The sequence below is a fragment of the Stenotrophomonas sp. YJH_SMC_40 genome, assembly GCF_059368615.1.
The window spans coordinates 1-11501 of the sequence record NZ_JCAFRX010000021.1; the positions used below are offsets into that span (position 1 = coordinate 1).

At 66.2% G+C, this 11501-nt stretch carries 9 protein-coding genes; 6 read left to right on the plus strand and 3 right to left on the minus strand.

Translation table 11 applies throughout. The features are described 5' to 3' along the window. On the plus strand, positions 1–91 hold a 91-nt coding region (locus AC5P6X_RS21485; RefSeq protein WP_495215579.1), incomplete at its 5' end, for an IS3 family transposase. Positions 92–229: 138 nt separating this feature from the next. On the opposite strand, the gene AC5P6X_RS21490 is transcribed toward AC5P6X_RS21485, so the two are convergent. The 3 genes from AC5P6X_RS21490 to fdnG are packed head-to-tail and all read right to left on the minus strand — an operon-like array spanning position 230 to position 4870. Then, positions 230–877, minus strand: a complete 648-nt coding sequence (locus AC5P6X_RS21490) for a formate dehydrogenase subunit gamma (RefSeq protein ID WP_099604705.1) — start codon at positions 875–877, stop codon at positions 230–232. Then, positions 874–1791: a formate dehydrogenase subunit beta gene (gene fdxH / locus AC5P6X_RS21495; RefSeq protein WP_012481154.1), complete on the minus strand. Its 918-nt coding sequence runs from the start codon at positions 1789–1791 to the stop codon at positions 874–876. Before fdxH ends, AC5P6X_RS21490 begins: the two co-directional genes overlap by 4 nt. Positions 1792–1801: 10 nt before the next feature. Next, positions 1802–4870, minus strand: a complete 3069-nt coding sequence (gene fdnG, locus AC5P6X_RS21500) for a formate dehydrogenase-N subunit alpha (protein WP_138464127.1) — start codon at positions 4868–4870, stop codon at positions 1802–1804. Positions 4871–5161: 291 nt separating this feature from the next. Here fdnG and gmk point away from each other — a divergent pair, with 291 nt between their 5' ends. The 5 genes from gmk (at position 5162) to recG (ending at position 11159) form a co-directional block, all read left to right on the plus strand. Continuing rightward, entirely contained in the window at positions 5162–5827 is a 666-nt protein-coding gene (gmk, locus tag AC5P6X_RS21505; protein WP_005414359.1) for a guanylate kinase, read from the plus strand. Positions 5828–5937: 110 nt separating this feature from the next. After that, positions 5938–6237 (plus strand): DNA-directed RNA polymerase subunit omega, encoded by a 300-nt coding sequence (gene rpoZ, locus AC5P6X_RS21510; protein WP_005410877.1) that lies wholly within the window; start codon positions 5938–5940, stop codon positions 6235–6237. Positions 6238–6342: 105 nt separating this feature from the next. Then, positions 6343–8505 (plus strand): RelA/SpoT family protein, encoded by a 2163-nt coding sequence (locus AC5P6X_RS21515; protein ID WP_049432610.1) that lies wholly within the window; start codon positions 6343–6345, stop codon positions 8503–8505. Between the two features lie 148 nt (positions 8506–8653). Continuing rightward, positions 8654–9040, plus strand: a complete 387-nt coding sequence (locus tag AC5P6X_RS21520) for a RidA family protein (protein ID WP_005410875.1) — start codon at positions 8654–8656, stop codon at positions 9038–9040. A gap of 7 nt (positions 9041–9047) precedes the next feature. Continuing rightward, positions 9048–11159 carry an ATP-dependent DNA helicase RecG gene (recG, locus tag AC5P6X_RS21525; RefSeq protein ID WP_005410874.1) on the plus strand — a complete coding sequence of 704 codons (2112 nt, stop codon included), beginning with the start codon at positions 9048–9050 and terminating at the stop codon, positions 11157–11159. The last annotated feature ends 342 nt before the right edge of the window (positions 11160–11501 follow it).

Sequence of the window (11501 nt, forward strand, 5' to 3'; positions counted from 1 at the left end):
CATCCAGTACTACAACCAGGAGCGCATCAAACTGAAACTGAAAGGTCTGAGCCCGGTAGAGTACCGGGAGCGGGCCCAATCGGCCGCCTGACCCCGTCCAAGTCTCGGGGGTCACTTCAGGGACGGGTTCACGGCGTCCCCGCAAATCCACAGTGCCCCGCCAACCCACGTATAGCCAGCTTTTGACGTTGACCTTGCCTCTGCGGGTGCAGGGCCGCAGGCCCTGCCGCTACCCCTCTTCCCGCCGCCCGCGCAGGATGTCCCTGAACCACTGCCGGTGGTGCTTGTACGCCCACCCATAGGTCACCTTGCCCTGGGTCATCGCCCGCACCGAGCCCTTGATCCAGATCGCCGCATAGATGTGCACCACGATCGCGCACACCAGCACCCAGCCGAACAGCGCATGGGCCAGCACCGAGAAGCGGATCACCCCGATCGGGAAGAAGTGGCTGAAGTACTGCCGCCAGATCACGAAGCCGGTCAGCAGCAGCGCCGACAGGCAGCCGATGATGGCCCAGAACAGCAGTTTCTGGCCGGCATTGAAACGGCCCACCGGCGGCAGCTTCTCATCCTCGTTGCGCAGTACATCGCGCATGCCGCGCATCCATGCGCGATCGTCGGCGGTCGGCAGATTGTCGCGCCACATGCGGAACGCCAGCAGCGCAAAGCCCACCACCATGGCCAGCCCGATGAACGGATGCAGGATGCGCGTCCAGGGGCCGCCACCGAACAGCTGGGTCAACGGGAACAGGGCAGGGTGGAACAGCGCCAGCCCGGACAGCGCGGTCAGCACGAAGCAGATCGCCACGATCCAGTGGTTGATGCGGGTCGGTGCGGGGTAGCGGATGATCTGGCGCGGGTGCGGGGCGTACTTCATGGCCGCTGCTCCTCTTCGATCTTCTTCGCCTCGTGCTCGGCTTCCTCTTCTTCCTCGTCATTGACCGTGTTGCGGCCGATGCCGATGTAATGCAGGAAGCCGGCGAAGGCGGTGGCGGCGATCGCCAGCACGCCCAGCGGCTTGGCCACGCCCTTCCACACCTCCACCATCGGGCTGATGCGCGGATCCTTGGGCAGGTCGGCATACAGCTCCGGCTTGTCCACGTGCTGCAGCACGTACATCACGTGGGTGCCGCCGACGCCCTGCGGATCGTACAGGCCGGCATTCTCGTAGCCGCGCGATTTCAGGTCTTCCACGCGTCCGGCCGCATGCTCGGTCATCGCCTGCTTGCTGCCGAAGGTAATCGCGCCGGTCGGGCAGGTCTTCACGCAGGCCGGTTCCTGGCCCACCGCCACCCGGTCCGAACACAGCGTGCACTTGTAGGCCTTGTGGTCCTTCTTGGAGATGCGCGGCACGTCGAACGGACAACCGGTCACGCAGTAGCCGCAGCCGATGCAGTTCTCTTCCTGGAAGTCGACGATGCCGTTGGCGTACTGGATGATGGCACCGGGCGACGGGCAGGCCTTCAGGCAGCCCGGATCGCTGCAGTGCATGCAGCCTTCCTTGCGGATCAGCCACTCCAGCTTGCCCTTCTCGTCCTCGTACTCGCGGAACTTCATCACCGTCCACGACTGTTCGCTCAGGTCGGGCGGGTTGTCATAGCTGCCAACGCAGCTGCCCACTTCGTCGCGCAGGTCATTCCACTCCATGCAGGCGACCTGGCAGGCCTTGCAGCCGATGCACTTGCTCACATCGATCAGCTTGGCGACCTGGCCGGTGTGCGCACCACGCGCCTCCGGCGAGGGCGTGGTGGTGGCCGAGCGGCGGATGATGTCCAGGGATTGCAGTGACATGGCGTGTCTCCTACACCTTCTCGACCTTGACCAGGATGCACTTCGATTCGGGCGTCTGCGAGTTGCCGTCACCGATGGCGTTGGTCAGCGTATTGGCGATGTATCCGGGCTTGGCCGCACCGAGGAAGCCCCAGTGGATCGGCACGCCCACCTGGTGCACGGTCCGGCCATCGATCTGCAGGGCCTTGATGCGCTTGGTCACCATGGCGACCGCTTCGATGTGGCCGCGCTTGGAACTGACCCGCACGCGGCTGCCGTTGTTGATACCCAGCTCGTCGGCCAACGCCGCGCCGATCTCGACGAACTGCTCGGGCTGGATGATGGCGTTCAACTTGCCGTGCTTGGTCCAGAAGTGGAAATGCTCGGTCAGGCGGTAGGTGGTGGCCACATGCGGGAACTCGTCCGGCGAACCGATCTGTGCGCGATCGCTGGCGAATACGCGGGCGGCCGGGTTGTTCAGCGTCAGTGCCTGGCCGGGGCTGAGCGGGTTGCTGCGCAGCGGTGTATCGAACGGTTCGTAGTGCTCCGGGAACGGGCCTTCGGCCATGCCGGCCTTGGCGAAGAAGCGGGCGATGCCCTCCGGGTTCATGATGAACGGGCCCATTCCGCCGGCGGGATCTTCGTCGGCCTTGAAGTCGGGCACGTCCACGCTGCCCCAGTTTTTCCCGTTCCACGCCAGCAGCGTGCGCCGCGGATCAAATGGCTTTCCGGCGACGTCGCACGAGGCGCGGTTGTACATCACGCGACGATTGGCCGGCCACGCCCAGGCCCAGCCCAGCGTGTTGCCGATGCCGGTGGGGTCGCTGTTGTCACGCCGCGCCATCATGTTGCCGGTCGGGCCCCAGGCACCGATGTAGATCCAGCAGCCGGAGGCGGTGCTGCCGTCGTCGCGCAGGTCGCCGAATGCGGCCAGCTGCTCGCCGGCCTTGCGCACCAGCTTGGTTGGGTCCTTCGGATCGAACACGTCGGCCAGCGCCTTGCCGTTGTATTCCATCGCCAGTTCTTCGGGCGTGGGTACCTCAGGGTTGGCGTAGTTCCAGGCCAGGTCGCGCACCGGCTCCCACCACGCACCGCCGTCCTTCTCGTACATCGCTTTGATGCGATGGAACAGCTCGGACATGATCTCGATGTCGCTGCGTGCTTCTCCTGGTGGGTTGGCACCCTTCCAGTGCCACTGCAGCCAGCGCGAGGAATTCACCACCGCGCCGTTCTCCTCGGCGAAGGAGGTGGTCGGCAGGCGGAATACTTCGGTCTGGATCGTGCTCGGGTCGACGTCGTTCAACGCACCGTGGTTCTGCCAGAAGGCGATGGTCTCGGTTTCCAGCGGGTCCATGCTGACCATGAACTTCAGCTTGGAGAACGCGCTGATCAGCTTGCCCTTGTTCGGCGCCGAGGCCAGCGGATTGAAGCCCTGACAGATGTAGCCGTGGATCTTGCCTTCGTTCATCAGCTCGTACGCCTGCAGCATGTCGTACGGCTTGTCGAGCTTGGGCAGGTAATCGAAACACCAGTTGTTGTCGGCGGTGGCGGCGTCACCCCACCACGATTTCATCAGGCTGACGTGGAACTTCGGGTAGTTCTGCCAGAACGACATCTGGTTGGCGCGCAGCGGCTTCTGCGTGCGCTTGGCGATGTAGGCCTCGTAGTCCTGCTCGTCCTGTTTCGGCAGGGTCAGGTAGCCGGGCAGCAGGTCGGACATCAGGCCGATGTCGGTCAGGCCCTGGATGTTGGAATGCCCGCGCAAGGCGTTCATGCCGCCACCGGCCACGCCGATGTTGCCCAGCAGCAGCTGCACCATGGTGCCGGCACGCACGTTCTGCGCGCCGATCGAGTGCTGCGTCCAGCCCAGCGCGTACAGGATGGTCATCGCCTTGTCCTTGCCGGCGGTGGACGCGATCATGTCCCAGATCTGGCGGATGCTGTCGGCCGGCGTGCCGCAGATGCGTTCGACCATCTCCACCGTGTAGCGCGCATAGTGCTGCTTGAGCAGGTTGTAGACGCAGCGCGGGTCCTTCAGCGTCGGGTCGCTGCGCACGAAGCCATCATCACCGTAGGCGTAGTCCCAGCTGGAGCGGTCGTAGCTGCGCTTCTCTTCGTTGTAGCCCGAATACAGGCCGTCCTTGAAGGCGAACTCGTCCTTCACCAGGAACGACATGTCGGTGTAGTTCAGCACGTACTCGTGCTGGATGCGGTCCTCGGTCAGCAGGTAGTTGATCAGGCCCCCCAGGAACACGATGTCGGTACCGGTGCGGATCGGCGCGTACACGTCGGCCACCGCGGCCGAGCGGTTGAATCGCGGATCGACCACGATCAGGCGTGCCTTGTTGTGTGCCTTGGCCTCGGTCACCCATTTGAACCCGCACGGGTGCGCCTCGGCGGCATTGCCACCCATGATCAGGATCAGGTCGGCATTCTTGATGTCGACCCAGTGATTCGTCATCGCACCACGGCCTAGCGTCGGGGCAAGACCTGCCACCGTCGGGCCGTGTCAGACACGTGCCTGGTTGTCGAATGCCAACATGCCAAGGGAGCGCACGACCTTGTGGGTCAGCACCGCGGTTTCATTGCTGGTGGCCGAGGCCGCCAGCATGCCGGTGGTCAGCCAGCGGTTGACCGTCTGCCCGGCCTCGTTCTTCTGCACGAAGTTGGCATCGCGGTCTTCCTTCATCAGCCGCGCGATGCGGTCCAGCGCATCGTCCCAGCTCAGCCGCTTCCACTCGTTCGAGCCCGGCGCGCGGTACTCGGGGTAGAGCAGGCGCGACTTGCTGTGGATGATGTCGGCCAGGCCGGCGCCCTTCGGGCACAGCGTGCCGCGGTTCACCGGATGGTCCGGGTCGCCTTCGATATGGAAGATGCTCGGCTCGGCGTTCTTGGCACCATCGCCGAGGCTGTACATCAGGATGCCGCAGGCCACCGAACAGTAGGTACAGGTGTTGCGGGTCTCGGTCGCGCGGGTCAGCTTGTACTGCCTGACCTCCGCGAGCGCGATGCCGGGCGCGAAGCCCATCAATGCCAGGCTGGAGCCGACCAGGGTTGTCCCGGTCACTTTCAGGAACTGGCGGCGGCTCATCGATGGCATGCCGTTCTCCTGGGATGGCGGGGAGGCGCAGGCCTCCGGGCTGTCGTTGGGTACGGCCCGGTTATAGCACAGGCCCCCGTACGCCCATGTGGCACAAGGCCCGGCGCCCGCCAGACGGGCGCGCGACGGGGCCGCTCTGGTAAAGTTGCGTGCCCGCCCCCCGGGGAAAGCGTCTGCCGGGCCTGGTTCCAGGATGTTCCGCGCAGCCCCCGCCGTCCTGGCGCGATCCTCCGCGCCGGATCTGGAACACCGAGGAAAAATTTTGCGAAATCAACCCGTTGGATCCCCCGCATGAGCGCCGCGTCGAAGCCGTCGGACGCCGTTGCGCGCGGCACGCTGTACATCGTTGCCGCCCCGTCCGGTGCCGGCAAGAGCAGCATCGTCAATGCCACCCTGGCGCGTGACCCGCAGATCGCCCTGTCGATCTCCTTCACCTCGCGCGCGATGCGCCCGGGTGAAGTGAACGGCCAGCACTACCATTTCGTCTCTGCGGAGAGGTTCGAGGAAATGATCGCCGCCGGCGACTTCTTCGAGCATGCCTGGGTGCACGGCGACTGGAAGGGCACCGCCCGGCAGTCGGTGGAGCCGCAGCTGGCCGCCGGCCAGGACGTGCTGCTGGAAATCGACTGGCAGGGTGCGCAGCAGGTGCGCCAGCTGGTGCCGGGCACGGTCACCGTGTTCATCCTGCCGCCGTCCAAGCAGGCCCTGCAGGACCGCATGCGCAAGCGCGGCCAGGACAGCGAGGCGGTCATCGCCCAGCGCCTGGGCGCGGCACGCGATGAAATGCTGCACTTCAACGAGTTCGACTACGTCATCGTCAACGAGGTGTTCGACACCGCCGTGGACGAGCTGTGCGCCATCTTCACCGCCAGCCGCCTGCGCCGGGAGGCCCAGAAGGTCCGCCACGCCGGCCTGATCCAGGCCCTGCTGACCCCAGATCCGGGTGCAACTGACTGATTCCAAAAGAATCGGGTGGGGGTTGGCTTGATTTTGTCCAGCCCCTGCCAGTACACTCCGTCCCCTTTCCCTCATTCGACTGAGCGGCCGACCGGTCGCCGGGAGCCCGTATGGCCCGCATCACCGTAGAAGATTGCCTGGAAGTCGTTAACAACCGTTTCGAACTGGTCATGATGGCTTCCAAGCGTGCCCGCCAGCTCGCCAACGGCGTGCAGGCCACGCTGGACAACAGCGAGACCGAGGACAAGCCGACCGTGCTGGCGCTGCGCGAAATCGCCGCCCGCAAGATCGACAACGCGCTGATCGACGAAGTCGAGAAGGCCGAGCGTGAGCGCGCCGAGCGCGAAGCGCTGGAGTGGGCTGCCGCCGAAGTGGTCGCCGACGAAGACATGTCCAAGAACGACGATTGATCGCATCGATCAACGTCATTGCTGGATCGCCGAACAGCCCGCCCCGTGCGGGCTGTTTCGCATTCAGGATTTGCCGTAAACGTCGCGCTGGAATAGGCTTCGGGCATGAACCCAGGCCCCACTGCCAAGGTCGCCGCAGCCCCCGCTGCCGCCGTACCCGACTACGTCCTCCAGCTTGAACGCGCCGCCCATTACCTGCCGCCGGAACAGCTGCCGCTGCTGCGCCGTGCCTGGGAAGTCGGTGCCTCCGCGCACGCTGGGCAGACGCGCAAGTCGGGCGAGCCCTATATCACCCATCCGGTGGCCGTGGCCCAGGTGCTGGCCGAGCTCGGCCTGGACGTGGAAGCGCTGATCGCCGCGATCCTGCACGACACCATCGAAGACACCCCGCTCACCCGCGAGGCGCTGGCTGCCGAGTTCGGCGAAGCCGTGGCCGAACTGGTCGACGGCGTCACCAAGCTGGACAAGCTGAAGTTCCGCGACCGCCAGGAAGCGGCCGCCGAGAGCTTCCGCAAGATGCTGCTGGCGATGTCGCGCGACCTGCGCGTGATCATGATCAAGCTGGCCGACCGCCTGCACAACATGCGCACGCTGGGCGCGCAGAGCCGCGAAGCGCGCGGCCGCATCGCCCGCGAGACGCTGGAGATCTACGCGCCCATCGCCCAGCGCCTGGGCATGAGCCTGGTCAAGAGCGAGCTGCAGAACCTCGGCTTCAAGGCGCTCTACCCGTGGCGCCACGCCATCATTGAAAAACACATCCGCAGCCAGCCGGTGGTGCGCCGCGAGGCGATGGCGCAGGTGGAAGTGCAGCTGTCGCAGCGCCTGGCCAAGGAGGGGATCGAGCATCGGCTGATCAGCCGCATCAAGACCCCGTGGAGCATCTACAACAAGATGCGCGACGAGAATAAATCCTTCGACCAGGTGATGGACGTGTTCGGCTTCCGCCTGGTCGTGCGCAGCGTGCCCAGCTGTTACCACGCGCTGGGTTCGGTGCATGCCACCTTCAAACCGCTGGATGGCCGCTTCCGCGATTTCATCGCCATTCCCAAGGCCAACGGCTACCAGTCGCTGCACACCGTGCTGTTCGGGCCGTACGGCTCGCCGATCGAAGTGCAGATCCGTACCGAGGAAATGGACCTGATCGCCGAGCGCGGCGTGGCCGCGCACTGGACCTACAAGTTTGGTGGCGATTCGCCCAACAGCGCGCAGAGCCGTGCCCACGCCTGGATCGTCGAGCTGATCGACTCGCAGCGCGCTGCCGGCTCCTCGCTGGAGTTCCTCGACAACGTCAAGGTCGACCTGTTCCCGGACGAGGTCTATCTGTTCACGCCGAAGGGCAAGATCCTGGCCCTGCCGCGCAATTCCACCGCGCTCGATTTCGCCTACGCCGTGCATACCGATGTCGGCAACATGGCGGTGGCCTCGCGCGTTGACAAGAAACTGGTGCCACTGCGCACCAAGCTGGTGTCGGGGCAGTCGGTGGAGATCATCACCGCACGCTCGGCCACGCCGAAACCGCAGTGGCTGGAATTCGTGGTTACCAGCAAGGCGCGCACTGCCATCCGCCACCAGCTCAAGCAGCTGGAACACGAAGATGCCGTGCAGCTGGGCCACCGCATGCTCGACCGTGCGCTGGAGGCGATGGATTCGTCGCTGGAACGGCTGCCGAAGGGGCGCCTGGATGCGTTCCTGACCGAGCACCGTTTCCCGCGCCTGGAGGCGCTGCTGGCCGAGGTGGCGCTGGGCAACTGGATGCCGACCCAGGCCGCGCAGGCGCTGATGGCCTACGCCGAACTGCGTGGCGGCCCGCATTCGCGCCACCATTCGCAGGAAAAGATCCTGATCAACGGCAGCGAGCGCGGCGTGGTCACGTTCGCCGGCTGCTGCCAGCCGATTCCCGGCGACGAGATCATGGGCTACCACACCGCCGGCAAGGGCATCGTGGTGCACCGCATGGACTGCCCGAACCTGGCCGAGCTGCGCAAGTCGCCCGAGCGCTGGGTGCCGATCGGCTGGGACACCACCGTCTCCGGCGACTACGACACTTCGCTGGTGGTGGAAGTAGAGAACGGCACCGGCGTGCTGGCGCAGCTGGCCGCTGCCATCGCCCAGAGCCATTCCAACATCGAGCGCGTGGACTACCTGGACCGCGACTTCAACGCCGCCGTGCTGGCGTTCAACATCCAGGTACGCGACCGCAACCACCTGGCCGAAGTGATGCGCCGCCTGCGCCGCCTGTCGGTCGTGCAGTCGGTACGCCGCCAGTAGGTCCACGCCATGCGTGGATGACGTTCCGCGCACACGACGTACGGGGTCGGATCCGTTTCCCGCCGGGAAACGGATCCGACCCCCAGCCGATGCCGCGCCCACCCGGTACAATCACCGCTCTGTTTTCCCCCAAGCACCGGAGCGACCCATGTCCCGCCAGATCATCAACACCGAAAAGGCCCCCGCCGCCATCGGCCCGTACTCGCAGGCCGTGCGCGCCGGCAACACCGTGTATTTCTCCGGCCAGATCCCGCTCGACCCGGCCACCGGCGACATCGTCGGCGCGGGTGACGTCGAAGCACAGGCCCGCCGCGCCTTCGACAACCTCAAGGCCGTGGCCGAAGCCGCTGGTGGCTCGCTGGACAAGGTCGTGCGTCTGGGCCTGTACCTGACCGATCTGGGCGAGTTCGCCAAGGTCAACGCGGTCATGCAGGACTACTTCCAGGCCCCGTACCCGGCCCGTTCCACCATCGAAGTCTCCGGCCTGCCGAAGGGCGCCAACTTCGAGGTCGACGCGGTGATGGTCATCGACTGACCGCCACGTGGCACGCAAGGCGGCGGTCACCCCGGTCCTGTCACCGTCCGGCGAAGCATCCCTGGCGATGCTCGCGGGCGTCGGTCCGGCCGTGGCCGCCAAACTGCAGGCGCGTGGCCTGGCCACCCTGCAGGATCTCTGGCTTCATCTGCCGCTGCGCTATGAAGACCGGACCCGGCTGACCCGCATCGAAGACCTGCGCAACGGCGTACCGGCGCAGGTGGAAGGGCGGGTGGTCGCGGTCGAGCGCGGCATGCGCTACCGGCCGATGCTGAAAGTGGCGGTGGAAGACGAAGGGCGGGGCACTTTGGTGCTGCGCTTCTTCCACTTCCGCCAGCAGCAGGTCGGCCAGTTCGCGGTCGGCAATCGGCTGCGCTGCTTCGGCACGCCCAAACCGGGCCAGCTCGGCCTGGAAATCGTCCACCCCAGCTACCAGGTGCTGGGCCGCAACGACGATCCCGAACTCGGCGACCGCCTCGACCCGGTGTATCCCACTGTCGAAGGCGTCGGTCCGATGACCATGCGCAAGCTGATCGGCCAGGCGCTGGACCGCCTGCCCGAGGAAAGCGCGCTGGAACTGCTGCCCAGCGGCTGGCTCGATGGCCTCGGCCTGCCGTCACTGCGCAGCGCGCTGCTGACCGTGCACCGGCCGCCACCAGATGCCGATCTGGCCGCGCTGGCCGCCGGCACCCACCCGGCGCAGCGCCGCCTGGCGATGGAAGAGCTGCTGGCCCACCACCTCAGCCTGCGTCGCCAGCGCATCGCGTTGCAGGCGCACCATGCGCCGCCGCTGGCCGGCCCCGGCAAACTGGCCAAGGCGCTGCTGAAGCAGCTGCCGTTCGCCCTGACCGGCGCGCAGGCGCGCGTGTTCAAGCAGATCCGCGAAGACCTCGCGCGGCCCAGCCCGATGCTGCGGCTGGTGCAGGGCGATGTGGGCTCCGGCAAGACCGTGGTCGCCGCGCTGGCGGCGATGCTGGCGGTGGAGCAGGGCAAGCAGGTTGCATTGGCTGCGCCCACCGAGCTGCTGGCCGAACAACATCTCAACAACCTGCGCGGCTGGCTGGAACCGCTCGGTGTGCGCATCGCCTGGCTGGCCGGCAAAGTCACCGGCAAGGCGCGCGCCAAGGTGATGGAGCAGGTCGCCAGCGGCGAAGCGCAGGTGGTGGTTGGTACCCACGCGCTGATGCAGGAGGCGGTGGTATTCCAGGATCTGGCGCTCGCCATCGTCGACGAGCAGCACCGCTTCGGCGTGCACCAGCGCTTGGCGCTGCGCGACAAGGGCGCAGGCGGCAACAGCGTGCCACACCAGCTGGTGATGACCGCCACGCCGATTCCGCGCACGCTGGCGATGTCCGAATACGCGGACCTGGATGTGTCGGCCATCGACGAACTGCCGCCGGGCCGTACCCCGGTGCAGACCGTCGCGCTCAACAACGATCGTCGTCCCGAGCTGATCGAGCGCATCGCACTGGCCTGCCAGGAAGGGCGGCAGGTGTACTGGGTGTGCACCCTCATCGAGGAAAGCGAAGAACTGGATGCCACCCCGGCGCAGGCCACCTACGAATCGCTGCAGGCGCTGTTGCCGGGCGTGCGCGTGGGGCTGGTGCATGGCCGCCTGAAAGCCGCCGAAAAGCTGGCGACGATGGTGGCGTTCAAGGCCGGCGACATCGACCTGCTGGTGGCGACCACGGTAATTGAAGTGGGCGTGGATGTGCCGAACGCCTCGCTGATGGTGATCGAGAACGCCGAGCGCCTGGGCCTGGCCCAGCTGCACCAGCTGCGCGGCCGCGTCGGCCGTGGTTCGGCGGTATCGCGCTGCGTGCTGCTGTACCAGGCACCGCTCTCGCAGATGGCACGCGAGCGCCTGCAGACCATGCGCGAAACCAACGATGGTTTCGTCATCGCCGAAAAGGATCTGGAATTGCGTGGTCCCGGTGAATTGCTGGGCACCCGCCAGACCGGCCTGGCCGGTTTCCGCATCGCCGACCTGGCCCGCGACGCCGGCCTGCTGCCCGGCGTGCATGACCTGGCCGAGCGCCTGCTGGACCAGCAACCCGCGCTGGCCGATCGTGTGGTGCAGCGCTGGATCGGCACCGCCGTGCGTTACGCCTCGGCGTAGCGCCACCTTGATGGGTGTGGACCTTGGTCCACGCATCCACGCATCCACGCGTGGCGTGGATCTACTCCATGTTCATCCACGCATTGCATGGATGTGTCGACCAAGGTCGACACCCACCAACAGCCGCGAAAAGCTGTCGAAGGCGGGGTGGGTCCGGTTGCGGGGGTGTCCGCGGCATGGATGCCGCGGCCAAGCCCCCAAGGTGAAGTGACCCCCGGGAGTTGGACGTCAGATCCAACCCCCGAGGGATACATGAACAGATATGACGCACGTTTCAAACTGCAGGTCGCCAAAGAGGCCTGCAAGACCTCCACATCGGTCAAAGCCATTGCCCGTCGCCAC